Genomic DNA, 25905 nt, shown 5'->3' on the forward strand with positions numbered 1-25905 from the left:
TTCTACAATAAATAGCAGAGTAATAATAAAAATGTATTAGTCGCTATTAGCACCGTGTAGCTGCTGCTCTTGCTCTAGAGCTTTTTTCATCTCTTCATGCCAGTAGCGATGTTGGACGGTATATAACCCTTCATCTTCAGTCTTAACACCACTCATCAAAGGTTTAAGGTCAATAGCGGCCGCGCCTTCATCTGCACCTTGAATCCAATGCTCAGAGCCTCGGCACATATCATTCCATTCAAGCTTGATACCGTTATAACCTTCTTGACACGAGCGGAACTCTTCTAAGTCATCAGGTGTTGCCATACCAGTAACGTTAAAGAAATCTTCATACTGACGAATACGGCGTGCACGTGCCTCATCGCTTTCGCCTTTTGGTGCGATACACCAGATACTGACTTCAGTTTTGTCAACCGCGATAGGGCGGAGCATGCGAATTTGTGAGCTGAACTGATCCATGATGTAGACGTTTGGATATAAGCATAAGTTACGTGAGCGCCCAATCATCCAGTCCGCCATGGCTTCACCGTAGCTGGCGACATACTCATCGCGATAAGCATAGTTTGGACGGTCTTGTGGGTTTTCCCATTGTGTCCATAACAGCATGTGACCGTTTTCAAAAGAATAAAACCCACCGCCTTGTCGACCCCATTTGCCAGCGTTCATGGCTTTGATATTGTCTTCTTTGACAGCTTCAGCTTCTTTACGGCGCGCAGTTGTCGCAGCGTAGTTCCAATGGACGGCTGATACGTGATAGCCGTCGGCACCGTTTTCAGCTTGCAGTTTCCAGTTACCATCAAAGGTATAGGTTGAGGTGCCGCGTAACACTTCTAGACCTTCTGGCGACTGATTGACAATCATGTCAAGAATTTTGGTAGAGCCGCCAAGCCAGTCTTCGATTGACTGAACATCATCATTTAAGCTGGCAAAGATAAAGCCTTTATAATTGGCCATCTTCACTTGTTTTAGGTCGTGTGAGCCTTCTTTATTGAAGCATTCTGGATAGCCTGCATGTCTTGGATCTTTAACTTTAAGCAGCTTACCTGAGTTGTTAAAGGTCCAACCATGGAATGGGCAGGTGTAAGTGGCTTTATTGCCTTTTTTATGTCGGCAGAGCTGTGCACCACGATGTGAGCATGAGTTAATCATGCAATGCAGCTCGCCTTCTTTATTGCGGGCAAGAATAACAGGCTGACGACCAATGTATGAGGTGTAGTAGTCGTTGTTATCAGGAACTTGAGACTCATGAGCCAAATATACCCAATTGTTTTCAAAGATGTACTTCATCTCAAGCTCGAACAACTCTTCGTTAGTGAAGGCGCTACGATGCAGGCGATAAATCCCTTTTTCACTGTTCTCTTCTAAAAAATCATCAATAGTGATGTCTGATCCTTCAGGTACTAGATTGATACGCTCGCTCATGGCTGCCTTCCTTGTATAATGACGGTATAAAATGAGATTAGAAGCTAACGTTTGATACGACAACTGAGGACATATCAAACGTAAGTCGCTAGTCGTTATTAATTAATGCTATTTAATATGAGTGCTCATTAACCTTGAGCACGGCGGCGTTCTACTTCGCTGCCTTGTATAGCTTGGTCAATGTCTTTTACTAAATGAAAGTCAAAGTCGATACTTGCGTAAGGCTTATCAAGCGCTTTTTCTTTTAGCTTGTCCGCGTCTTCGACCATCGTTACCTCTGGTACCAAGCCTTCGCGGCTTGCAAAAGCAAAGTCATCCCATAGGTACTCATCGCCATCGATGTTAATCTGCGTGGTCAGTTTGCGATGACCATCAGCACTGGCAAAGAAATGAATGTGAGCTGGGCGATGACCGTGACGTCCTAGCGCGCCCAATACCTTTTGCGTCATTCCTTCTGGTGGTACCGAGTAACCTAGCGGCACGATGCTGCGGAATGCATAATTTCCGTTTTCATCGGTAATGATGCTACGACGTAAGTTGAAATGAGACTGTGATTCATCAAAGAAAGAGTAGTTACCTAAGCTGTTGGCATGCCACACTTCAACTTTTGCATTTGGAAGAGGCTTTCCATCTTCACCATAAACAGTGCCTTGCATAAATAGCACGGTGCCATTGTCAAGGTCAGTGCCATCATCTAGACGCGCGAAGCCTTTTTCTTCTGGCGCACCAGCGACATAGAGTGGACCTTCAATAGTACGCACAGTACCACCGTCAAGACCGGCTGCTTTTAAATCCTCTTCAATCATTAAATCCATGAAGTGATCGAAACCCAAGCCTGGTGATAATAAACCAGCTTCTTTGCCCAAATCACCGATAAACTCAACGCCAGACCAATATTCATCTGCAGTGATTTTTAAGTCGTTAATGGTTTGCATAAGGTCGGTCACGATACGCAAGACAATCTCTTGTACGCGTGGATTGACTTGCTCAGGGAAGTCGATTTTGCCTTTGATGAACTGAGTGGCTAATGCTTCAATTTGGCTGCGTTCCATGTCTCTCTCCTTGTTGAGGACTGTTTTATTAAGGGGTAATTACAGTGAGTATTCTTACTCAGTTTTTATAGGTTCTGATATCAGCTGTACTGGCTTGCTTTAGCTGTCATCACTACGAACAGATGATGGATGACGTAACAATGGTGTCACTTCAACCTTCATGTACGGATAGAGCGGTAATGACATCATAATGTCGTGTAGCTCTTCATTACTCTCAACATCAAAGATACTGAAGTTAGAGTACTGACCGGCTATGCGCCAAATATGACGCCATTTACCTTGCTCTTGGAGCTTTTGTGATAATGCTTTTTCGGTGGCTTTAAGCTCGTTGACCTTGTCGGCGTCCATATCTGTTGGGATTAAGACATCCATTCTGACGTGGTATAACATAATTATTTCCTTATATTTGATGACGGGTAACTTTGTTAGCTGTTACAGTATTTCAGTTTGAGCATTAGTGGCAAATTGCGGCTTCGATGATTTAAGTGAATTATTTATTGCTTGTTTGGCGTAGTGATAGACTTTATCGCTATCTACTTCGATACCAAGACCTGCGCCCGTAGGTACATTTAAACCAAAATTTTGATAATCAAGAGGCTGTACTAAAACGTCTTCGGTTAATAGTAAAGGACCAAAAAGTTCTGTATCGAAATTTAAACTGGGATAGGTCGAGAATACATGGGCGGATGCGGCTGTACCGATAGGACCTTCAAGCATAGTGCCACCATAGAGCTCGATACCTGCTAGATGTGCCATTTGTCCGATTAAGCATGCTGCTTTTAATCCGCCTGCTTGATTGATTTTCACGGCAAAGACGTCAGCACAATGATCTGCTGCTAAGGTAAAAGCATTCTGAGCGTCTTGGACAATTTCATCCGCCATAATGGCCACATCAAAATGTTCGGTTAAGCGTTTTAGGGCGGCTTTATTGCGCATTGAGACAGGTTGTTCTATTAAATCAACGCCGCCAGCTTGCAATAGGTTAATACCTTGCATTGCTTCAAGCTCTGTCCATGCTTGGTTAACATCAACTGTAATGCGGCAATCAGGCAGCGCTTTTTTGATAGCCAATACGTGGGCAACATCATCAATAATCGGATTGCTACCGATTTTTAATTTAAAAATGCGATGGCGCTTTTGCTCAATCATGCGCTTAGCTTCGGCGATATCGGTCGCTGTATTGCCGCTGGCAAGCGTCCATGCCACTTCGATACGGTCACGAACACGACCACCAATCAGCTCACTTACTGGTAGGTTTAGGCGTTTACCTTCGATATCGAGTAGGGCAGTTTCAATCGCGCACTTTGCAAAGCGGTTGCCATTGATATGAAGACTTAGCAGCTGCATGGCTTTTGCTGTGCTAGTAGGCTGTTCTTTTAATAACAGAGGCGTAAAGTAGGTGTCGATATTAGTCTTGATGCTATGAGGGCTTTCTTCTGCGTAGCTTAGACCGCCAATGGTGGTTGCTTCACCCCAACCTTCATAGCCATCTTCTGTTTGAATGTGCACCAACACCAAAACTTGTTCGTTCATAACGGTACAAGCGAGCTTATGAGCTCTTATAGTAGGTATCGGTACCAATAAAGTATTAATTGAACGAATCATAACAGTCCCTATTAAGTTAATGCTGCTTCCTTATGCTTAATAAGAACTATAGTTGCTGTATAACGACATGTCTAAGACCCATTTAGTCTATTATTAATACCTTTTAGGTATTTTGATAACCAACCCGCACCATGTTATGTTCTTTAGGTATCGATAAGCTTATAGATCACTCAAGGAATAACATTCAATGGAATTGAGACATTTACGCTACTTTGTAGCAGTGGCAGAGGAAAAAAGTTTTAATAAGGCAGCAGAGCGTTTGTTTATTTCACAACCACCACTGAGCCGTCAGATAAAACAATTAGAAGAAGAGATAGGCGTCACGCTCATTGATAGGGACAATCGCCCTTTAAAACTTACTGAAGCTGGCGAGTTTTTTTATGATCATGCTCTGCAGATAATAAAGAAATCAGATGATCTGCGTGCTATGACTTTTCGTAAGGGTAATTTTGACAACTCACTCTCTATAGGTTTTGTATCGTCGATATTATATGGCATATTGCCAAAAGTGATTGCGCGCTTCAGAGAGGTCTATCCAAATATAGAAATTAAGTTATATGAGTTAAACTCTTGGCAGCAAACACAAAGCTTGGTAGAGGGTAAAATAGATGTTGGTTATGGAAGGTTATTATTCGAAGAGGCTTCTATTAGGCGATTACTATTAAGAGAGGAGAGCTTAGTTGTAGCTGTTCCTGTTAAACATCGTTTGGCACAAGAGAAGCAAAAGAGCATTCGTTTAATGGACTTAACCAATGAAAACTTATTGTTATATCCGATGGCACCTCGTCCTAGTTTTATTGACTATGTCTTAGAGTTGTTTGAGGCACGTAATCTAAAAGCAAACTATTTTACTGAGGTACGTGAGCTGCATATTGCGTTAGGGTTGGTAGCAGCAGGCGAGGGCTTGACTATCGTACCAAAAACGCTTGAGCATCTGCGGAGTCAGGAAGTGACTTATATTCCTTTCGAGGACGGGCTTTTAACCTCGCCTATTGTCATGAGTGTGAGACACTTTGACAAATCAGAGCTATTAAAAACATTGTTGGACGTGACTTATCAGATTTACGATGAAGAAGGGTTTGATTATAAGCGTGAGCAAATTTGAGCACACTCTGCACTCATTAAGAATCCTAATATGAACTCATAAAAGGGTGGTTTTATGCAAGAATTTCATTATAAAGCCTTACCAGTTGACGTTCATTTTGGCGTGGGAAAGTCAGCTGAAACCAAAGATATATTACTTCAGCATGGTTATCATAAGGTATTAGTGATTACGACAGCGGGTCAAGAAGAAGCGGGTCGTAAATTGGCAAAAGAACTACAAGAAATCTGTGTAGGCCTGTATCCGCATGCTGTCATGCATGTGCCAGTTGACGTGACAGATAAAGCAGTAGAATTTGCCAAAGAGAGTGATATTGATTGTTGTCTGGCTTTGGGCGGCGGCTCTACAATTGGACTTGCCAAAATAATTGCTTTAAAAACACATTTAGCTATCGTTGCCATACCGACTACCTATGCCGGTAGCGAGATGACAGCCATTTATGGTTTGACCAAAAACAATCTAAAAACCACTGGCAAAGACAGTCATGCCCTACCTAAGGTAGTGATTTATGATCCGAAGCTAAACCAAGCATTACCCGCTAAAATCTCAGCTTGCTCAGGTATGAATGCTATGGCACACGCTGTAGAAGCGTTATATGCTGAGGACAAAAACCCAATCATCAGCCTGATGGCGATTGAATCTATCAAAGCATTAAAGTCTTCCTTGCCTGTGATTGTCAAAGAGCTCACCAATATTTCAGCCCGCCAAAAAGCAAGCTATGGTGCATGGCTTGCGGGTGTTTGTCTTGGTTCGGTTGGTATGGCCATTCACCATAAAATCTGCCATACCCTAGGTGGCACTTTTAACCTACCGCATGCGCAAGCACATGCCATTACGCTTGCGTATTCAGTACATTACAATCGTAACGCTGATATTGAAGCGATGGATAGACTGGCAGAGGCTTTGGACGTCAGCAGCCGTGAAGAAGTTGGCTTGGCAATTTACCGTCTAAACCAGTCTCTAGATATTGAATTGGCTTTAAAAGATATTGGCTTGCCCAAAGAAGGCCCCGCTGATGTGGCAAGGATGGTGTGTGACAGCCCTTATTATAATCCTCGTGAATACAATTACGATGAACTAGAAGGCTTATTACAAAGAGCTTATAAAGGTTTGCCGCCTGCTTAAATATCATTATAAATCCGTAGATTTCAAAGTTGAACTACCTCAAAATTATCAGAGAGCACATATCAAACAAACAGGGTGCTGTGACAATATTATTCGCTAACAAATTGGCAAGTCCACTAACAACCAAATGAACTGCACTTGTATAAAGTAAGCCATCTCGCTGACAACGACTTTGCTGAGCTGTACACATAAGTAATTACCCATGCATACTCTCTCAGCAATTATTCAATCACGTCAGTCATTAACCCGTATTGCGTAGACCCGCTGCCAAAGCATTGATACTACGGATTAATGGATCTTCAACAGCAAGATCATCGTCATTATCTGTAGCGTCTTTTTGTCTGGCACGTTTTAACAACTCAATTTGGATGTAATTAATCGGATCTAAATAAGCATTTCGCCATTGTAGTGACGCGGCAAGGCTTTGCTGATGCGCCAATAACGATGTCTGATTAAGCAAAGAGTTCAAACCTGAGAAGGTTAGATGATGCTCATCGATTACCGCTTGCATAATCTTTTCACGTAATCCCTCATCTTCACATAACTGGCTATAAGCCTGAGCAATGCTCATCTCAGATTTGGTAAACGCCATTTCAATATTGCTAATAAATACGTTAAAAAATGGCCAGCAACTGTTCATCTCCCTCATTAAAGCTTCGTCTTCTTTAACGCTATGAAGAGCACTACCTACGCCATACCAAGCAGGCAGCGTAAAGCGCGCTAAAGACCAACCAAATACCCAAGGAATCGCCCGCAAGGTTGTCTTACTTGGCAGGCCTTTATTACGGTGCGCTGGGCGCGAGCCAATATTTAATAAAGAGATTTCCTGCACTGGCGTCACTTGTGAATAGAACTGATAAAACCCTTCGGTATGGTCCGTAAGCGTACGATAACTTTGTTCACCCGCATCTGCTAAACGTGCAAAGAGTGCTTCATAATTTGGTAGTTCAGGCGGTTGCACCACAAATCTTGTTGAGCACGCTTTAAGCGTACCAGTGATGCCCATGGTAAGCTCAAACACAGCAGTATCGGTGTTGGCATATTTGGCATAAAGGACTTCACCTTGCTCAGTGACTTTAATTTCTCCATGCAGTGTCCCTGCGGGCTGAGCAGCGATCGCCTTATGCGTTGAGCCGCCACCACGACTGACAGAACCGCCACGACCATGAAACAGGCGTGTTTTGACACCATATTCAGCAGCGATACGGTTAATGGTTTGCTGCGCGCTATAAAGCTGCCATGCAGACGTAATAATACCGCCATCTTTCGATGAATCTGAATAGCCTAACATGATTTCTTGGGTATTATCTGAGTGTTGTAGCAACCCTCGATACAGTGGGTTGTCCAACACGGCAGGTAAGATCTTATCGATATTTTTAAGATCTTCGATGGTTTCAAACAAGGGTGCGACGGGTAAGTCAGCAGACAACTGCCCCTTATCATCAATCTTACATAAGCCTGCAAAACGCATCAGTAGTAAGACTTCTAATAATTGACTGGCGTTGTTGGTCATCGAAATCACATAACTACCGAACGTGTCTTGTCCGACCAGTTTACGTAATGTGGCCACTGAGTTCATTAAAGTCAATTGTTCACGGGTTTTATCCGTTAAATTATCGGTATAGATGAGCGGTGTACCCGGCTTTGCAAGTAAACGCGTCAACCACTCTTGGCGCTCGGTTTCACCCAGAGTCTGATAGTCTGGTAAATTTGAGGCATTGGCGAAAATATCGGCGATCACTTCACTATGATAAGACGACTCTTGGCGGATATCGAGCGCTGCTAGATGAAAGCCGCAGGTTTTGACCAGACGAATCGTATCGAGTAATAGCCCTTCGCCATGAGCCTTGTCATGAGTATTGACACTTTTTCGAATGATGCGTAAATCTTCTAACAACTCTTGAGGGTTGGCGTAAGCATCGTGTGCGGCGTCGAGGTCTGTACCTTTGCTTTGAATATGACGATTGGTCGCTTTTATTTTGGCAAGAATAATCGACAACAATCTGCGGTACGGCTCATTGTTGTAATCGTCAGGATTATAATAAAATACTTTTTGATCGAGAGTGGCGTACGCTTTTATACGAGCATAAACGTCTGGCGCAATATTGATAATCGTATCGCTATGAATAAGTTCACGACGCAGTTTTTTTAGCAGTACTTGATAATGACGTAGCACGGTATCAGCATGCATCAATACCGCCATTTCTGTGGTGTCATGAGTGACAAAGGGATTGCCATCTCTATCGCCACCTATCCAAGAGCCAAAGCTCATGAAAGCAGGTAACGGGTAGTCTGTTAGCTCTGGATAGATATCAACAATGGCGTCTTTAATATTGCGATAAACCTTTGGAATGGCATTGAATAAACTGGCATTAAAATAATGCAGACCATTATTTATCTCGTCATAGACTAATGGCTTACGCGTACGCACTTCATCCGATGACCATAATAAATCAATCGTTTGCGCCGTTTTTTCTTTTGCTTGTTCGTAGGCAAAGCTGTCTTCTGCAAGATTGTTTAAGGCGTCGCTATGAGTAAATAGACTCTGCAATAGATTCATGGTCGTACGGCGGCGCGCTTCAGTAGGATGCGCGGTAAAGACAGGTATGAATTTTAGCTGTTCAATGAGCTCTTGCATTTGGGCAGGTTCAATATTGCGTTCGCGACATTCAAGCAAGGTGCGGCGAAACGAGCCTTCCCAGCTTTGATCGGATTGCATACGCAAGGCATGACGCTGCTCGCGTAAGTAATTTTCCTCACTTAGATTTGCTAAAAAGAAATAGATAGAAAAGCTGCGGATGACATTTTTTAAGGTTTGATTATCTAACGAGGCGATGAAGTCGATGAGTTGTTGTTTGTTCGCTTCGTTAGGCTCACGGCGTTGTTGAATAAAACCTTTACGCAGGGTTTCAATCGTATTAAGTGTTTCTTCGCCCGTCTGGCGAGAAATCGCATCTCCTAGGAATGAGCCTAATAAGCTGATGCGTTCACGTAATACGTCATTATTTATAGTCATCCTTAACCTTCTCGTTAAATTAGTGGGTGAAATAGTCGTGATAGGCTAATTTATATCGCAGTCTATTGTTTAAAACAATAGGTAAGACCATTATTTATGACCATGTTCATCACTGTAGCCTATCCAGAAGTCTGCATTATCCACGCCCGCCTTTCTAGGATCAAAGATAGGGTTAACCCCTAACTTCATCTGCGCATCGTAGTCTTTGAGCACCTTTAATGCAGTTTTGCTTAGGAGTAAAATGGCGATAAAGTTTAGGTAACACATACTGCCAAAGCCAATGTCGCCTAGCGCCCACATCATACCGACAGATTGGACACTGCCTGAGAAGCAAACAATTAAAAAAATCAGTTTTAGTAAGTGCTTAAGGATGGGGTAGCGCAATTTGTTATCCAAATAGACCAAAGTAGTTTCGGCAATATAGTAGTAGGCAATCAAACACGTGAATGCGAACAGGAAAATAGCAATAGCGACAAATCCACTACCGTATTGGCTAAAAACAGTAGATACCGCTGCTTGTGTAAATGCAGTGCCGGCCTCAATGCCAGGCATATTCTCGACCAGCGCCATCCCTTCTGGGGTAGTTACGTTATACATTCCGGTTGATAGAATCATCAAAGCGGTAGCGGTACAAACGAGTACGGTATCAATGTAGATAGAAAAGCTCTGTACCAATCCTTGCTTAGCAGGGTGAGAAACTTCTGCTGCGGCTGAGCTAAAAGTAGCTTCTCCAGCCCCTGCAACATTAGAGAATACAGCGCGACGTACGCCCCATGAGATAGCAGTACCGACCATGCCGCCGAATACAGCATCCATACCAAAGGCACTTTTGAAGATGAGCGCAAACATAGAAGGAATATTGTGAGCATTAAAGGCCAATACAATTACCATCATAACAATGTAGCCAATGGCCATTACGGGAACTACCTTGCCAGCGAAACTAGCGATACGCTTGACGCCACCAAATATGATGATGGCTAGCAGTATGACAATTATGATACCAGTCACAAATGGAGGGATATTAAATGCAGTGTTAAAAGAATCCGCGATAGTATTTGCCTGAACCCCAGGCACTAACACACCATAAGAGAGACAAGTCACGACAGCAACGACGATAGCAAAAGGCTTTAACTTGAGACCTTTTTCAATATAAAACGGCGAACCGCCTCGATATTGGTCGTCTACCTTATGCTTATAAACCTGTGCCAAAGTGGATTCAATAAAGGCACTGGCGCCACCTAAAACTCCCATGACAATCATCCAAAATACAGCCCCAGGGCCTCCAGCTGCTATAGCCGTTGCGACCCCTGCAATATTACCGACACCGATACGTCCGGATAGGGCCATACAGAAAGCCTGAAACGAGCTAACCCCTGCTGATGAAGTTTGTTTATCGAATAACAGTTTGATCATCTCTTTAAAATAGCGAATCTGCACAGCGCGGGTCATGATAGTAAAATAGATACCGACGCCTAGTGCAAGATATACCAGCGCGTCGCTCCAAATATACCCGACGATGGTATTAATGATGTTTTCCATAACTTTACTTCCTTGTAATGTTTTTGGCTACGCTGACATTAGTTCTTGGGACGTCCTTGCTTAATTTACCAACCAAATAGTTTTAGTTTGAGTGTATTGAGATAGTGCCTCAAGGCCATTGTCACGCCCACCGAAGCCCGACTGTTTATAACCACCAAAAGGCGTCGTAATATCCCCTTCAGAGAAGCCATTAATCGAGACGGTACCTGCTTTTATAGCGGCTGCAACACGGAAAGCACGGTGGATGTTTTGAGTATAAAAAGACGCAGCTAGGCCATAGCTACTTTGATTAGCAAGCGTGATGGCTTCTTCTTCAGTCTCAAAGCTGGTGATAGCGAGAATTGGACCAAATACTTCTTCCTTGAACAAGGTCATATCTGCGCTGACATTATCAAAAATGGTCGGTTCGATATACCAACCACTGCCAACTTCCTCATGAATACGCCCGCCTGCAATTAAATCAGCACCTTCGGTTTTAGCAGTATCAAGATAGGTAACTACCTTATCGAAATGTGCCTTTTCGATCATAGGACCAATAGCGACTTCGGGGTCATAGGGAAGGCCTACTTTCCATGATTTGAGCCCTTCTTGTAGCAGGCCCAGCAAAGCTTTCTTTTGGCTAGAGTGCACTATTAATCGTGAGCCACAGCTGCAGTTTTCGCTCATATTCCAAAAAGCCGCTGACAAAATATGCTCAACGGTTTGCTCATTGATGAGGGCATCGGCAAACACCACTTGTGGACTCTTACCACCACACTCTAAGACCACTTCTTTTAGGTTGCTTTGCGCAGAATATTGCAGAAATAATCGACCGACTTCGGTAGAGCCGGTGAAGGAAATCATATCGACATCCATGTGCTGCCCGAGTGCCGCGCCGACTTCTTCACCAAGGCCGCAAATCAGCTGTAAGGCCGCTTTTGGTACACCGGCTTCATACGCTAATTGCGTCAAGCGATAAGCTGATAGTGACGTTAGTTCGGCAGGCTTAACAATCACTGAATTTCCGGTTATTAGCGCTGGCGCGACCTTCCAAGCGTACATTTGTGCAGGGAAGTTCCAAGGTAATACTGCGCCAACCACTCCAATTGGTTCTTGTACGATAAGCCCTAGTGCATCAGATCCAGTAGGTGCGACCTTACCAAATACTTTATCAGCAGTTTCGGCGTACCATTCAAAGGTTTCGATCGTAGCGGGTAGATCGGTGTTGAGGCATTCTGTGATTGGCTTGCCTGCATCGACACAATCTAAGGCTGCAAGCTCATCAATGTTTTCATGCATTAACTGGCACCAGCGCTGCATTACAACTTTGCGCTCTGCAGGCGACATCCGACGCCATTCTCCATTATCAAAAGCATTACGAGCTGCAATCACCGCAAGGTCAACATCCTGATGATTGCCTTTAGCAATACTACCGATACAGTTATTGTCGATAGGACTATGGTTAGGCAGTGTAGCGTCTGAGACCTGCTCAGCGGCTATAAGATGGCCTGCCCAAAGTTGTTGTTTTTTTGAGAGTTCGAATACTTGCGCTGTGGTCATACTCATTAGACTGTCCTTTTATATAAAGTGGTATTGTCGATACGAAGATAGCTTAACGACTATGACAATAGCGTTAAGAACGTTTGGGTATCTTCATCTGACATGGGAATCAATGGTATACGTACAGATCCGACATCGATGGTACCGTTGATGCATCCGGCTTTAGCTTTTTGATTATAGTTGCCAGACTCCATAGAATGGATCGCAGGGTACATGTGAGTCATCAGCTCTTTAGCACGATTCCAATCGTTTTGTTGTGTCGCTTTAAATAGAGCAACCTGTTCACCAGGGAAAACGTTAGCCGCACCTGCGATCCAACTTTTTGCACCCCAAAAGAAGAAGTCAACCGGTTGATCATCACAACCACAAACTACTTCGAAATTGTCAAATTTTGCTTGTAGCATGCGCAGCGCATGGCTGAAATCGCCACTACTTTCTTTAATGCCTGCGATATTTGGGTGTTTGGCTAGATGAGCGACCGTTTCAAATTCAATGCTCACACCTACGCGCGCGGGAAAGTTGTACATAATGATAGGCAGGTCTGTCGCATTAGCGACTTTTTCGAAATGAGCGATAATACCTTCTTGATCTGGAAGGCTATAAGGATTGGCTGATAGCATTAAACCATCGTAGCCCAGCGCTTTTGCTTGATGTGCCAGCTCAATGGAATGATTAGTCGAAAGGCTGTTAATACCAGCGATTAAAGTGACTTTCCCCTTGGCAGTATCAGCAATAGTACTCAGGACGAGCTCGCGCTCTTCAGGTGAAAAAGTATAGTATTCGCCAGTGGTACCACAGGCTACGATACCGGTGACGCCTTTTTCTATAAAGACATTGACTAGTTTGATTAGAGTTTGCGTGTCAATATCACCATTGGCATCAAAAGGAGTAACGATAGGGACTAAAACACCATGAATGTTCATATAAATATCCTTATTTAATGATAAAAGTCGTTAGTAGGCAGCATGCCAATAGCGACAGTGAAGATTCTATGAATGATCATAGAAGTAAGGTCTTAATTATTTAAAACGATTTAAACGATAAGAAGCGGGGTCTATAATAGGAGTTTCATCGAAATATAAAGCTGTGATCATCTCGGCACTGACGACGGCTTGGGTTAATCCTAAGTGTTGGTGGCCAAAATTTAAAAGGACGGAACCGCACTTGTCGATAATGGGCAGCGAGTCGGCGGTCGAGGGTCTAAAACCCATCCACTGCGTGCCATTTTCACTATCGAGTGGGGTTTTTAGCATTGATTGTGCTTGTTTGAGCAACATTTGCGCTCGGATCATATTTGCCGGAGCCTCGAGCCCTGCATATTCTACTGTGCCTGCTAAGCGTAATCCTGTGTCCATGGGTGTCATTATAAATCGACGATCCATACTCGAAACGGGTAGGTTTAAGCGTGTGGTCTCGTTAGGGAGCATGAAGTGATAACCACGTTCCGTATCGAGAGGGACTGAGACGCCCGTTAACTGTTTGGCTAAAGCTTTAGAATGCGCGCCTGCCGCTAGCATGACTTTTTTGGCATTAATTTGTTGGTTGGCCGTCGTTAAAGTGAAGCCATCGGCTGTCACTTTCGCACCCAAAACACGGCAGTTTTCAAAGACTTGACCACCAAGCTGTCTGAATGTATCACTTAGTTTTTGAGTAATGGCTTCTAGATTAGTGATATGCCCGGTCTCTGGGAAAAACAAAGCACCCAGCTGGTTATCCTTTAACTCAGGCTCAAGGTTTAAGAGCGCTGTTTGAGAGAGCAGTTCGTTAGGCACGCCAATATCGTTAAGGCGCTTACCATGCGCTTTTAATTCGTACAGGCTAGTGTTCTTTTCGACCGTCAACAAAGATCCTTTTACCTTAATCCACGATGTTAGTTGCCATTTGTCGGCGAAATTCTGCCAAGCTTGTAGGCTTTGAGTATTGAGAGCTAATAGGGCTTGATGGCTATGAGCAAAAGGTTCTGGGCGCATATTTAGTAGCAGCTTAAAAGCCCATGGCATTAAGCGTGGTAGGTAGCGCCAGTCTATGCGTAGCGGTCCTTCAGGGTTTAATAACATGGCTGGTACATGCTGCAATATATTGGCATCAGCAATAGGAAAGACCTGCTCGGTGGCAATATGACCGGCATTACCATAAGAGGCCCCGCAAGCGACTTTGTCAGCTTCTAGGATAGCAACTTGTACTCCACGATCTTGCAGAGTCACGGCAGCGCATAAGCCAATGATACCGCCACCGATAATATGTAAATCAAACTCTTGATTGCCCATGCTGCTCTCACTTCCTTGTGATTATTAATATGCTGCGTCTTGATCGATCTAATACTGCTTTTAGTCCCTACTTAAAAATCTTATAAATGTCTCTTAGAAGAGGTTTGTAAAAGAACCAAAGCCGTTATAAAGAGATACCCCATTTAAATGGGTCGCTATCTTGGACAATTAGAGAGGTCTCTGCGCAGACATGAGCATAACCACGAATTGTAGGGATGATAGTATTGTCAGGATAAGGGTGAGAAACGGACTGATTTTCGCTAAACCTTTCAGCAGGTTGATAGCTGGCGCTAAATATACTACCGATAACGCTTTCTTGAACCCAAGTCTGCCCAGGAGCTAATAGGTTATCCGCTGCCAAACAAGCTAATTTGGCACTGGTACCGGTCCCACAAGGAGAACGGTCATAAGCGGCACCTGGGCATAAAACGAAGCTTTTGCTATTGGCGCTAGCGAGCTCACTCTGACCAAACAGCTCTATATGATCTATTTCGCCATTATTAGCGCCAGTAATGCCAGCTTCATGAAGTGCAGATTTGATTTGTAAGCTAAACTGGGTAAGCGATTGGACATTACTCGCTTTGATGGCTTGAGGATGCTCACTCACTAAAAAGAACCAATTGCCACCCCAAGCGATATCTCCATACACAGGGCCAATATTCGGGACTTGAACTGCGACTTGTTTTTGGTAGCGATAAGAAGGTACATTTTGTACACTACAACTGCCGTCTTCATGCAGAGTAGCTTTTACCAAACCAACAGTTGTCTCAAGGTAATGCTCGCCTGGAGTAATCTTTTTCTGATAAGCAAGTGAGGCAATTACACCGATAGTGCCATGACCACACATACCTAAATAGCCACAATTATTGAAGAAAATAACGGCAGCCTTGGCGCGAGGGTCAGTGGGCTCACACAGTAAAGCGCCAACAAGTACATCGTTGCCACGTGGTTCTAGAATGATGCTTTGGCGTAAATGATCAAAGTTTTGTTTAAAGTCGTGGAGTTTTTCTTGAATGGTATACCCATTAAGGTTTGGGAAGCCTTCGTACACCATGCGAGTAGGCTCACCGCCAGTGTGCGAATCAATGATTTTAAAATTAAAAAGTATGGCAGACATAATTAACTTCCCGATTCATCCATGAATTAAGGTGTGTTCGTAGCACTTAATTATTAATAAATAGTGCATAGATATAGAATGCCCCGTTTCGTAAAAGGGGTCTTGTTGTTTTTCCATGAATAAATGCGCATTTCTGCATAGGTTATAGAGCGATATAACGGTATAAAGGTCATATGTTATTAACCTAACGTGCTAAATAGTTATTAGGTTCTAGGGAAGCTCAGGGTAAAATGATTTTAAAGTTTATTTTTCTAATGAAGTATTTATGTACAGAGCCTAGATAGTAATAAGGTTTCTTTAAAATGTTTTTAGGGTTTAGCAGGAGAGCCCAAGAGAGGCTATATGGAAAATGTGCAAATGCTATCGTTAAGAGAGCCGACAAATGGATTGTCAAAACAGCTACAGGCTTATCGACCAAAAAACTTGCAGGAGTTTGTTGGTAACGTATCATTATTAATACCTTTGCTCGATACTATGGCGAACACGGTATTTTTTGTGAAAGACAGCCAAGCCTGTTATCAATTAGTAAGTAGGACACTGATTAAACGTAGTGGGCTCAAAGATAAAAAAGAACTTGTAGGGCTAACTTCAGAGCAAGTGTTTTCAGAGCCTCAAGGCAAAGATTACCTTAATCAGGATATGAAAGTGCTGAAAGAGGGCAGGGAGATTACTGATAGACTGGAGTTACATAGCTATGCTTCTGGACAGCTAGGGTGGTGTATCACACAAAAGCTACCGGTATATAATACAGAACGGCGTATTGTAGCAATGGTGGGCATATCGGTCGATATCGATGAAGATAATGAGCGAATATTGCGTAAGCACGCTCGCTTGGCAAGTGTAGAGGAGTATGTACGAAACAACATTGATCAAAAGATTCATATTGTGCATTTAGCGACGCTGGCGAATCTTAGTCAATCACAACTAGAGCGTACTTTTAAGGCAGTACTTAATATGTCGCCGATTCAGTTTGTACAAAAACTTCGTTTAGAGCATGCCATTCGTCTTTTGGCAGACCATAAGCTCACAGTGACGCAAATATCTTTAAATTGTGGTTATGGTGATCATAGTGCTTTTAGTCGGCAGTTTAAGCAATTTACTGGAATGTCACCTATTAAGTTTCGTAAGATGCATTTTAAAATATAGTGACCAAGGTTTTCCTTTCGTATCATATTACAGAATTTCATCTCAGTAATAGAAGGGTGAACAGGTATATCGAATTTTAACTCTTAGAAATCGTAAGTATGATGAAAATCTAAGTACGACTGGTTTTTTGTTTTATAAGACTGGCCACTATTTTATGTAGCGCAAGGTTTAGCTCTACTATAGGCTCACGTTTTACTATTAACCCAGAATATAATCATTGATGCCTCTGCTGAATTTAGAAATATCTTAGCAATTATACTTTTGGCATCCACTGCATTTTTAAGCCTCTGAAGAAACGTTCATTTCTTGGGTTAACATCTTTATCAATATTGACTTGATCATCGACTCCTTTCATCCACCTCTAGAGAAAACAACATTATTCCTAGGCAAATGTATAAGTAATCAAGTTTAGAGCCATGCTCACCCAAAATGATTTGTTATCTATTGTTAAGTATGGGCTGATGCTATGTATAATGCAGCACTAGCATCGTTTTCACTCATACGTCAATAAGAAGATTTTATTATGTCAAACAAGCGTCCATTATATATTCCCATTGCCGGACCCGCTCTATTAGAAACCGCCTTACTGAATAAAGGCAGTGCTTTTTCATCAGAAGAACGTGATAGCTTTAATTTAACAGGGCTATTACCTCACAACATTGAGACGATTGAGGAGCAGTCTCTGCGGGCTTATCATCAACTGCGCTCCTTTACTAGTGACATGGATAAGCACATTTACTTGCGTAATATACAAGATACCAATGAAACCCTATTTCACCATTTGATTGAGCAGCATATAGAGGAAGTCATGCCGCTCATCTATACCCCAACGGTTGGTCAAGCGTGTGAAAAATTCTCGCAAATTTATCGCCGTAAACGGGGCTTATTTATCTCATATCCTGAGCGCCATAAAATTGATGATATGCTGCAAAATGCCACCAAACAAAATGTCAAAGTGATCGTTGTCACTGACGGCGAACGTATATTGGGTCTAGGAGACCAAGGTATTGGCGGTATGGGCATTCCCATTGGTAAATTGGCTTTGTACACGGCTTGTGGTGGCATCAGCCCGGCTTATTGTTTGCCTATTTTGCTAGATGTTGGTACCAATAACCAACAGCTACTTGACGATCCTATGTACATGGGTTGGAGGAATCCACGCATCTCTGGCGATGAATATAATGAATTTGTCGATCTATTTATTCAAGCCGTTAAGCGTCGTTGGCCAGAGGTGTTATTACAATTTGAAGATTTTGCACAGGGAAACGCCACCCCGTTATTAAACAGATATCGCGACCAATTATGCTGCTTCAATGATGATATTCAAGGGACTGCTGCGGTGTCGGTCGGTGCTTTGATTGCAGCATGCCTAAATAAGGGTCAGAAACTAAGTCAGCAAAAAATAGCATTCTTGGGTGCAGGATCGGCGGGTTGCGGTATTGCTGAGCATATCATTCGCCAAATGCAGCGCGAAGGCTTAACGGAAGAGCAGGCTCGTAGCCAAGTATTTATGGTTGACCGTTATGGCTTGCTCACTGATAACATGACAGAACTACAAAAATTCCAAGAGCCACTCGTGCAAAAACAATCGGCTATTGAACATTGGGATAAAAGTCAGAAGCTCGGTTTAGCGCAAGTGGTTAAACAAGCAAAAATAACGGTATTATTTGGTGTTAGCGGACAAAAAGGTCTGTTTACTCAAGAGGTAATCGAATCTTTATGTGCTAATACTGAAAACCCAATTGTACTACCGCTTTCAAACCCGACGTCTCGTGTGGAAGCCACACCGCAAGAAGTGACGAATTGGAGCCGTGGTCGCGCCATTATCGCAACGGGTAGCCCTTTTGCTAATACCACTTTTAACGGTCAGTCTTTTGAAGTCTCTCAATGTAATAACAGCTATATATTTCCTGGTATCGGTCTCGGTGTTCTAGCAGCGCGAGCGACAGGTATCAGCGATAATATGTTGATGGCAGCAAGCCAAGCGCTTGCAGATATATCAATGGAGTACGAAAAAGCACCCGGTGCCATATTACCGCCTATTAAAGTTATTAAAGAGATCAGTGAAAAAATAGCTTATGAAGTGGCACTGCAGGCGGTTCAAGATAAGCTGGCACTACCTATCACGGCGGAGAACCTACAGCGCCGCTTAAAAGCGAATTTCTGGTTACCTGAATATCGCAACTATCGCCGTACTTCTTTCTAGTCTTTAGAAAGTATGTATAGATAAATGATGGATAGCTGGCTGGCTTTAGACTAACCAACGTAACCTTGGTTGGGCGTTAGCCAGAATTTGATAAATACGGTTGACCAGTTGTCGCTGAATTAATTTAACATAAAAAAAGCTGTTAGATCAGCAAGCATAATTGCATTTCTTTATAGTTATTAATTATTCATTCATTAAAATCGTAAAAGCCCTCTTCGCTATTTTATATAACGTAGAGGGCTTTTTAGTTTCTTAGGCAACTTTTTCATTATTCCGTATTATTTTTATGCCAACGTCATGGTATTGGTTTCTGTGCCAATTATCTGCTCTACAAAAATGGCAAACTCACTGATAACATGATTCGTTTCGTGTCCAAGACCTTGATGCACACTCATTAAATGCGTAAAACCATGGGGTGCGCCAAGGACGGTGTGAGTCCGCACGTTGATACCATAATCCTGTAGCTGCGCGGCATAAACCAGTGCTTCGTCATGTAAAATATCCAATTCAGCAGCCACGATATAGCTTGGACACATTTTTGTGTTATCACCATCCATGGGCGAGAGAAGTGCGTGCGGTTGTGTTAAGGCGCAATTTTGTAAATAAGCCGCATGAAACACTTCAACATCATTATAAGTTAGCATTAAGCCTTGTCCATACAACTTCCAGCTTGGATAGTCGGTTCCGATATCTGTGATCGGATATAACAATAGTTGTGCGAGTGGACGCGGTAAATGTTGCAATTGCTGAAAAATATCAATTGTGAAGTGATCAAGCGTATTCATATATTGCTGTTTATCAAAGGATGGTGCAACAGTGGCGTTGCTCACCTGTTGCGCGACCACTGCCGCAAGGCCACCGCCTGAGCTGTCACCCGTTAAGACGATACGGGATGACGACGCGCCAAGGGTATGAGCATGCTTAGTTAACCAAGTATAAGCCTCAAGACAGTCTCTAATAGCGGTGGGAGCAGGGTATTCCGGTGCTAGACGGTAGTCAACGCTGACAACTGCCCAGCTGGTTTGTGCACAAACGACATGACAAAATTCATGATCTGTATTGACATCACCGACACAGAATCCGCCCCCATGAAAAAACAGCATCACCACATTATCACAGTTTTTTTCAGGGTTATCGCCATTTCGTTCAGGGTTTTGAATGGTGCTAAACTCTGCTTGATAACAGCGAATAACCATATCAGCACCATCAGCGTTGGCAATAACCTTATCTTGCCAGCTCACCGCATTGCCGTTTTCTTTATGGTCATTGTTTTTGTTTTTAGCGTTGCTATCAGCATTTATTTGCTGCCATACGCTTGGAGATTGAATTGCGACCATCTCGGTTGCAAATTTTTTCCGTAACTGTATTAATTGCGTGGTTTGTATAGGCGGCTTGAGCTTGTGGTTCAAACCGATAATAAGTCTCATATGTGCATCAGCATGAGGGTACTGCTCAGCGGTAGGAGCCTTTAAGTAATGATTGATTCGCTCAATTAATGGCGTTGGTAGGTCACCTAATCCCTTTAATAAATAATGCAGCACATGGCGCTGATTGGTACGTTTAAGCGCAGTGGTTTCTACTATCTTTACTGCCTTTGTCAGCAATGCAATTAGGGATGATGTCGGCAATATTGTCATAAACCCCCTTATTCAATCAGAATTAACATTGGCTTTCATTTTATTATAAGGTAAGGATACCTACTGTCTATAAATAAAAATACCATTAAAGCAGCAGTATTGACAACGTCTCCTATTTCTATATGGTCCGCCATCTACCTATATGTTCTAAAAGCTCTAAAAACCCCATAAAAAAAAGGCTTGCCGCATCGCTGCGAACAAGCCTGATTTAATATGTGGTGGGCCCAGTAGGACTTGAACCTACGACCAAAGGATTATGAGTCCTCTGCTCTAACCAACTGAGCTATGGGCCCTAACGTTAGACGCACAATGATACCTGATTTTTCTAGATTTTCAAGTAAAAGATAGGAACTAATCAAGATATTTTCATGCAGCGCTACTTTCTATCAAATATGACCACCAGCCAATGTCAGGCTGCGACCGCCATCTACGGTAATTATTTCACCAGTGACGTAACTCGCGTTCGCCAGATAAAGCACACTATGCGCAATCTCGTAAGGTCTGCCTATCCGCTGCATGGGTATAGAATCGATGATGCTTTTTTGCTGCTGCTGGTCAAGCGCTTGGTCGCCATCAGCCTCAGGTAAGATGTTCACGCCAGGAGCGACGCCATTGACGCGTACCTCGGGCGCCATATCAAGCGCTAAAGACTGTACCATCATGCGATGCGCCGCCTTTGCCATATTGTAGATGGCATAATTTTTAAAAGGTTTGTTATGCGCATGGATATCAAGCAGGCTGATAATACAGCCCTGCTGTGTCCGTAGATAAGGATATAACGCTTGGCTTAATAATAAAGGCGCTTTGGCATTGGTTAAAAATAACTCATCCCATTGCTCAAGATTGATATGACCAAGCGGACTTGGATAAAAGCGTGAGGCGTTATGCACTAGGACATTAAGCTGCCCAAATGCTTGCACAATATTTTGAGTAAATTGCTGTAGCGTCTCGCTGTTATCAACAACCGACAAATCTGCAAGGACGACGACCGCGCTATCAGGACGACTGTGATTCAGCGCATCGGCTAGGGCATTGGCTTCTTGCTCACTATGATGACAATGGATAATGACACGGTAGCCTTGCTCATGGGCGGCACGAACAATAGCCGCACCAATACGCTTAGCACCACCAGTTACTAGCATTACTGGCGCTGAGGTATTAGAATCTTTTGGTTGGCTTAAGCTAAATTCTTGGTTCATATTAAAGGTATTTTCATTATCTAAATTGCTGGTTGAAAGTGCTTGTTTACAAGACAGGTGGTGCTTGTAAATGCTCAATTCTACGTTGTCGTAATGCTTCGCCAATCGCTGGACCTTTGAGGCTTTGGTCAATATCATCCATGCCGATTGCGTGAAAGCTGCCCAATGCCAGCATCATTTGGCGGTGCTGTATGGCCAGTTTTAAAACATGGCTTATGACCAAGAGCTGCGAGAGTTTGTCCGGCGCTTTATGAGCGCTACAAGCTTGAATAAGATCGATTTTCTCAGCGGCGCGCAGCTGGTCTATGATGCTAAGCTTTTGTGCTTGCTGCACAAATAAGGTGGCAAATTGGGTTTGCGCTTTTGGCACTTTTGCGCTGTTTCCAATCTCATTAATCCCTTTAACCGCAGTAGCTATGTTATTTGATGCTGTATTATCTGATTCTATGTTATCTGAATTCGAGTTTGTAGGTTTTAGAGCAAATAAATCTGTGTTGAGACTGGCCATTAATAAAGCCCAGCGCTGTGACAAATTTAATTGCATTTGACCGGCGAAATACAATGCGGTTTGTACAATCTCTCGTATTTGACCGTATTGAGCATGGCTCCAAACTTGATGTAGCGGGGTAAAATACTCTGTTAGCGCCCCAATCTCAAACAGCTGCTGCCAATATACTTGCGGCGACACTTGCATCATGGCACGGCTCGATTCTTGCCAAATGCGTTCACTACTTAAATGCGCAAGCTCGCCTGAGCTTACCAATTGACGCATCAATAGCAAGGTTTCATCGGCGATACCAAAGCCCAAATCATAGTAGCGTCCATAAAAGCGAGCAGTTCGCAGTACCCGTAATGGGTCTTCGCTAAAAGCGCTTGAGACATGGCGTAGGGTTTTACTTTTAATGTCCTGCAATCCGCCATAGTAATCAACGACTTTACCAGTGATGGGCGTGTCATCGGTAAGACTCTTGACTTCGATTGCCATCGCATTGACAGTCAAATCACGACGTTGCAAGTCTTCACGCAAGGTGACATCAGGGCTGGCATGCACACTAAAGCCTTGATAGCCCAGACCTTGTTTGCGCTCCGTACGTGCTAGGGCATATTCTTCACGGCTAACAGGGTGCAAAAATACTGGAAAGTCTGCGCCCACTTGTTGGAAACCTGCCGCCAGCATATCTGCGACAGTCGCGCCGACGACGACAAAATCTTTGTCTTTGATAGGACGACCTAACAGTTGGTCACGGACAGCGCCGCCGACGAGATACACTTGCATAATAGTCTCTTTTTTTATCCAGTATTTACTAAGTCGTTTTGCCAAAAAAAACCAGTCAACACTCGCTTAGGAGTATTGACTGGTTTTAGTATAGCAGACGGTTTCTATAAATAACTAACAGAAGACCGTCTTAGCTATGTGTTTATACGCTATATAAACAACTACTTCTGCTCATTGATTAAATCTTGAGCTTCAGTGACCGCAAGCGCTGTCATATTAACCACACGACGCGCTGTCGCTGATGGGGTTAGGATATGCACAGGCTTGTTAGCGCCTAGCAAGATAGGACCGATAGAGGCACTGCTGGTCGCCGTTTTTAGTAGGTTGAAAGCAATGTTTGCTGCATCAAGCGTTGGCAAAATAAGCAAGTTTGCTGAGCCTTTTAGGTTGCTTGATGGCAAGTCATTGGCACGGATATGCTCATCAAGTGCCGCATCACCTTGCATTTCACCATCGAAGTCAAAATCGACATTCATCTCTGTCAGCAGCTGATGTACTTTGCGCATTTTTACCGCGCTGGCACGGTCTGATGTACCGAAGTTTGAATGCGAAACCAACGCCACACGTGGCGTGATGCTAAAGCGACGTAACTGATCAGCTGCCAGTACCGTCATTTCAGCCAATTGCTCAGCCGTTGGGTCTTCATGGATATAAGTATCGGCGATAAAGATGTTGCGATCTTGCATCAAAACGGCATTCATCGCATAAAAATCACTGACGCCGTCTTTTTTGCCAATGACTCTGCTGACGTATTTTAGATGGAGCTGATAGTAGCTGAATGTGCCACAAATCATACCATCGGCATCGCCATTTTCAACCAGTAACGCACCGATTAAAGAGGTCTTACGACGAACATCACGGCGAGCAAGTTCAATGCTGACGCCATTACGTTTGTTTTTCTCGTAGTAGCCCTGCCAGTAGTCTTTATAGCGTGGATCATCATCTTGATTGATAATCGTGATGTTTTCACCATCTTTTAGGCGTAGTGCAAGTTTCTCGATGTTCTTTTCGATGACGGCAGGACGACCAACCAAGATTGGATATGCCAACTGCTCATCGACCACCACTTGTACCGCTAGCAAGACGTTGCTGTCTTCGCCTTCACAGTAAACAATACGTTTAGGGTCAGCTTTCGCGCGGGCAAAGATAGGCTTCATGACAAACGCTGAGTTATAAACAAACTCAGACAAGCGTTGACGGTAGGCTTTCATATCCGTAATAGGTAGCGTCGCAACCCCAGAATCCATCGCCGCTTTAGCAACAGCAGAAGCAATTTCGATGATTAAGTTCGGCTCCAAAGGTCCTGGAATCAAATATTCGCGTCCAAAGCTTGGCGTGCTCTCAACGTTTTTCACGTTGCTCATTGGCGTGGCTTCAACATGCGCCATGGCGGCGATTGCTTTTACGCAAGCAATTTTCATTTCTTCATTAACGGTCGTTGCCCCAACGTCTAACGCACCGCGGAAGATATAAGGGAAGCATAACGCGTTGTTTACTTGGTTGGGATAATCTGAGCGACCTGTTGCCATGATGACGTCTGGACGTACCGCATGGGCCAATTCTGGCATAATCTCAGGCGTTGGATTGGCAAGGGCAAAGACGATAGGGTCTTTTGCCATACGGCGAACCATGTCTTCGGTCAATGTACCAGGCATAGACAAGCCTAAGAACATATCGACATCATCCATCACTTCTTCGATGGTAGATGCAGTGGTATCACGGGCATAACGCTGCTTAGTCTCATCAAGGTTTTCACGGCTGGTAGTAATGATACCGCGTGAGTCTGATACCAAGATGTTATTTTTATCAACACCAAGCGCACAAATGATATCCAAACAAGAGATAGCGGCTGCACCAGCGCCTGAACAAACGACTTTAATTTCTTCAATTTTTTTGCCAGTGATGAGCAAAGCGTTTAGCATCGCTGCGGCAACAATGATTGACGTACCATGTTGGTCATCGTGGAATACTGGAATGTTCATACGTTTGCGCAATTCACGCTCGATTTTGAAACATTCTGGTGCTTTAATGTCTTCTAAGTTAATACCACCAAAAGTAGGCTCTAAAGAGGCAACCGCTTCGATGAACTTGTCTGGATCGTTTTGAGCAATTTCAATATCAAAAACGTCAATACCAGCGAATTTTTTGAATAGAACCCCTTTACCTTCCATCACAGGCTTTGATGCCAATGGACCAATATTCCCTAAACCAAGTACCGCAGTACCGTTGGTAATCACACCGACCAAGTTGCTACGAGCAGTATATTTAGCTGCTAAAGCTGGATCTCTTTGAATCTCAAGACAAGGTATCGCAACCCCTGGTGAATAGGCGAGCGCCAGATCACGTTGGTTGGCCAGTTGCTTGATAGGTGTTACTGAGATTTTACCCGGGCGTGGGAACTCATGGTAATGTAGGGCAGCTTGTTCAAACTGCTCTTTTTCCGTGGTAGGAGCATCCGTATTCAAAGTGATATCGTCATTCATAATAATTGCCATGGTTGGGATAATTGGAATAAAGTAAATGGGATAAAAAACTAACGTCTAAACCTCAAAACCATGAAAGATGACAATGAGGGTGCTTTTATACTAAAAAGGTCATGATTGGCGACTAGACATCAGGGTAAAAACAACAATCGTACAAAAACAGCTATTCTAGCA

Annotated in this window: 18 protein-coding genes and 1 tRNA gene; 4 read left to right on the forward strand and 15 right to left on the reverse strand. The window is 43.4% G+C overall.

Annotation, left to right across the window (positions count from 1 at the left end; translation table 11 throughout):
- Window positions 1-36: 36 nt before the first annotated feature.
- The 4 genes from benA to JMX50_RS07165 form a co-directional block, all read right to left on the reverse strand.
- Window positions 37-1422 carry a benzoate 1,2-dioxygenase large subunit gene (gene benA, locus JMX50_RS07150; protein ID WP_201629013.1) on the reverse strand — a complete coding sequence of 462 codons (1386 nt, stop codon included), beginning with the start codon at window positions 1420-1422 and terminating at the stop codon, window positions 37-39.
- Between the two features lie 128 nt (window positions 1423-1550).
- The gene (gene catA, locus JMX50_RS07155; RefSeq protein WP_149408309.1) at window positions 1551-2474 is read right to left on the reverse strand and encodes a catechol 1,2-dioxygenase; all 924 of its coding nucleotides are present in this window, start codon (window positions 2472-2474) and stop codon (window positions 1551-1553) included.
- 99 nt (window positions 2475-2573) lie between these two features.
- Window positions 2574-2864 (reverse strand): muconolactone Delta-isomerase, encoded by a 291-nt coding sequence (gene catC / locus JMX50_RS07160; protein WP_011513602.1) that lies wholly within the window; start codon window positions 2862-2864, stop codon window positions 2574-2576.
- Window positions 2865-2906: 42 nt separating this feature from the next.
- Entirely contained in the window at window positions 2907-4079 is a 1173-nt protein-coding gene (locus JMX50_RS07165; RefSeq protein WP_201629014.1) for a muconate/chloromuconate family cycloisomerase, read from the reverse strand.
- A gap of 187 nt (window positions 4080-4266) precedes the next feature.
- On the opposite strand from JMX50_RS07165, the gene JMX50_RS07170 reads away from it, so the two are divergent.
- Together JMX50_RS07170 and JMX50_RS07175 are read left to right on the forward strand one after the other, a co-directional pair.
- Window positions 4267-5184 carry a LysR family transcriptional regulator gene (locus JMX50_RS07170; RefSeq protein WP_201629015.1) on the forward strand — a complete coding sequence of 306 codons (918 nt, stop codon included), beginning with the start codon at window positions 4267-4269 and terminating at the stop codon, window positions 5182-5184.
- Window positions 5185-5238: 54 nt separating this feature from the next.
- The gene (locus JMX50_RS07175) at window positions 5239-6306 is read left to right on the forward strand and encodes a maleylacetate reductase (protein WP_201629016.1); all 1068 of its coding nucleotides are present in this window, start codon (window positions 5239-5241) and stop codon (window positions 6304-6306) included.
- Between the two features lie 241 nt (window positions 6307-6547).
- On the opposite strand, the gene ppc is transcribed toward JMX50_RS07175, so the two are convergent.
- The 6 genes from ppc to JMX50_RS07205 form a co-directional block, all read right to left on the reverse strand.
- Window positions 6548-9322, reverse strand: a complete 2775-nt coding sequence (ppc, locus tag JMX50_RS07180; protein ID WP_201629017.1) for a phosphoenolpyruvate carboxylase — start codon at window positions 9320-9322, stop codon at window positions 6548-6550.
- A gap of 90 nt (window positions 9323-9412) precedes the next feature.
- Complete coding sequence (locus tag JMX50_RS07185; protein WP_201629018.1) at window positions 9413-10861, reverse strand: alanine/glycine:cation symporter family protein; 1449 nt, start codon at window positions 10859-10861, stop codon at window positions 9413-9415.
- Window positions 10862-10921: 60 nt separating this feature from the next.
- Window positions 10922-12406, reverse strand: a complete 1485-nt coding sequence (locus JMX50_RS07190; protein ID WP_201629019.1) for an aldehyde dehydrogenase — start codon at window positions 12404-12406, stop codon at window positions 10922-10924.
- Between the two features lie 53 nt (window positions 12407-12459).
- Window positions 12460-13323 carry a 4-hydroxy-tetrahydrodipicolinate synthase gene (gene dapA, locus JMX50_RS07195; RefSeq protein ID WP_201629020.1) on the reverse strand — a complete coding sequence of 288 codons (864 nt, stop codon included), beginning with the start codon at window positions 13321-13323 and terminating at the stop codon, window positions 12460-12462.
- Window positions 13324-13419: 96 nt separating this feature from the next.
- Complete coding sequence (locus JMX50_RS07200; RefSeq protein WP_201629021.1) at window positions 13420-14667, reverse strand: NAD(P)/FAD-dependent oxidoreductase; 1248 nt, start codon at window positions 14665-14667, stop codon at window positions 13420-13422.
- A gap of 124 nt (window positions 14668-14791) precedes the next feature.
- A complete protein-coding gene (locus JMX50_RS07205; protein ID WP_201629022.1) occupies window positions 14792-15784 on the reverse strand; it encodes a proline racemase family protein in 993 nt (330 codons plus the stop codon).
- Window positions 15785-16126: 342 nt separating this feature from the next.
- On the opposite strand from JMX50_RS07205, the gene JMX50_RS07210 reads away from it, so the two are divergent.
- Together JMX50_RS07210 and JMX50_RS07215 are read left to right on the forward strand one after the other, a co-directional pair.
- Window positions 16127-16930, forward strand: coding sequence for a helix-turn-helix domain-containing protein (locus JMX50_RS07210; RefSeq protein WP_201629023.1), 804 nt, complete (start codon window positions 16127-16129; stop codon window positions 16928-16930).
- A gap of 523 nt (window positions 16931-17453) precedes the next feature.
- Window positions 17454-19136, forward strand: a complete 1683-nt coding sequence (locus JMX50_RS07215) for an NAD-dependent malic enzyme (protein WP_201629024.1) — start codon at window positions 17454-17456, stop codon at window positions 19134-19136.
- 284 nt (window positions 19137-19420) lie between these two features.
- On the opposite strand, the gene JMX50_RS07220 is transcribed toward JMX50_RS07215, so the two are convergent.
- The 5 genes from JMX50_RS07220 to JMX50_RS07240 form a co-directional block, all read right to left on the reverse strand.
- A complete protein-coding gene (locus JMX50_RS07220) occupies window positions 19421-20773 on the reverse strand; it encodes an alpha/beta hydrolase (RefSeq protein WP_201629025.1) in 1353 nt (450 codons plus the stop codon).
- A gap of 216 nt (window positions 20774-20989) precedes the next feature.
- Window positions 20990-21066: transfer RNA gene (locus JMX50_RS07225), tRNA-Ile, on the reverse strand.
- A gap of 93 nt (window positions 21067-21159) precedes the next feature.
- On the reverse strand, window positions 21160-21972 hold the full coding sequence (locus JMX50_RS07230) for a pteridine reductase (protein WP_201629026.1): 813 nt from the start codon (window positions 21970-21972) through the stop codon (window positions 21160-21162).
- Between the two features lie 46 nt (window positions 21973-22018).
- Complete coding sequence (locus tag JMX50_RS07235) at window positions 22019-23248, reverse strand: tRNA nucleotidyltransferase (RefSeq protein WP_201629027.1); 1230 nt, start codon at window positions 23246-23248, stop codon at window positions 22019-22021.
- A 161-nt stretch (window positions 23249-23409) separates the two neighbouring features.
- A complete protein-coding gene (locus JMX50_RS07240; protein WP_201629028.1) occupies window positions 23410-25731 on the reverse strand; it encodes an NADP-dependent malic enzyme in 2322 nt (773 codons plus the stop codon).
- Window positions 25732-25905: the final 174 nt, after the last annotated feature.

It is taken from the genome of Psychrobacter maritimus, from assembly GCF_904846345.1.
GTDB lineage: Bacteria > Pseudomonadota > Gammaproteobacteria > Pseudomonadales > Moraxellaceae > Psychrobacter > Psychrobacter maritimus.

Coding starts and splice junctions, on each gene's coding strand:
- catC (WP_011513602.1), bottom strand. CDS start 2,864: ATGTTATACCACGTCAGAATGGATGTCTTAATCCCAACAGATATGGAC.
- JMX50_RS07210 (WP_201629023.1), top strand. CDS start 16,127: ATGGAAAATGTGCAAATGCTATCGTTAAGAGAGCCGACAAATGGATTG.
- JMX50_RS07230 (WP_201629026.1), bottom strand. CDS start 21,972: ATGAACCAAGAATTTAGCTTAAGCCAACCAAAAGATTCTAATACCTCA.
- JMX50_RS07190 (WP_201629019.1), bottom strand. CDS start 12,406: ATGAGTATGACCACAGCGCAAGTATTCGAACTCTCAAAAAAACAACAA.
- catA (WP_149408309.1), bottom strand. CDS start 2,474: ATGGAACGCAGCCAAATTGAAGCATTAGCCACTCAGTTCATCAAAGGC.
- ppc (WP_201629017.1), bottom strand. CDS start 9,322: ATGACTATAAATAATGACGTATTACGTGAACGCATCAGCTTATTAGGC.
- JMX50_RS07185 (WP_201629018.1), bottom strand. CDS start 10,861: ATGGAAAACATCATTAATACCATCGTCGGGTATATTTGGAGCGACGCG.
- dapA (WP_201629020.1), bottom strand. CDS start 13,323: ATGAACATTCATGGTGTTTTAGTCCCTATCGTTACTCCTTTTGATGCC.
- JMX50_RS07205 (WP_201629022.1), bottom strand. CDS start 15,784: ATGTCTGCCATACTTTTTAATTTTAAAATCATTGATTCGCACACTGGC.
- JMX50_RS07235 (WP_201629027.1), bottom strand. CDS start 23,248: ATGCAAGTGTATCTCGTCGGCGGCGCTGTCCGTGACCAACTGTTAGGT.
- benA (WP_201629013.1), bottom strand. CDS start 1,422: ATGAGCGAGCGTATCAATCTAGTACCTGAAGGATCAGACATCACTATT.
- JMX50_RS07220 (WP_201629025.1), bottom strand. CDS start 20,773: ATGACAATATTGCCGACATCATCCCTAATTGCATTGCTGACAAAGGCA.
- JMX50_RS07215 (WP_201629024.1), top strand. CDS start 17,454: ATGTCAAACAAGCGTCCATTATATATTCCCATTGCCGGACCCGCTCTA.
- JMX50_RS07170 (WP_201629015.1), top strand. CDS start 4,267: ATGGAATTGAGACATTTACGCTACTTTGTAGCAGTGGCAGAGGAAAAA.
- JMX50_RS07165 (WP_201629014.1), bottom strand. CDS start 4,079: ATGATTCGTTCAATTAATACTTTATTGGTACCGATACCTACTATAAGA.
- JMX50_RS07200 (WP_201629021.1), bottom strand. CDS start 14,667: ATGGGCAATCAAGAGTTTGATTTACATATTATCGGTGGCGGTATCATT.
- JMX50_RS07175 (WP_201629016.1), top strand. CDS start 5,239: ATGCAAGAATTTCATTATAAAGCCTTACCAGTTGACGTTCATTTTGGC.
- JMX50_RS07240 (WP_201629028.1), bottom strand. CDS start 25,731: ATGAATGACGATATCACTTTGAATACGGATGCTCCTACCACGGAAAAA.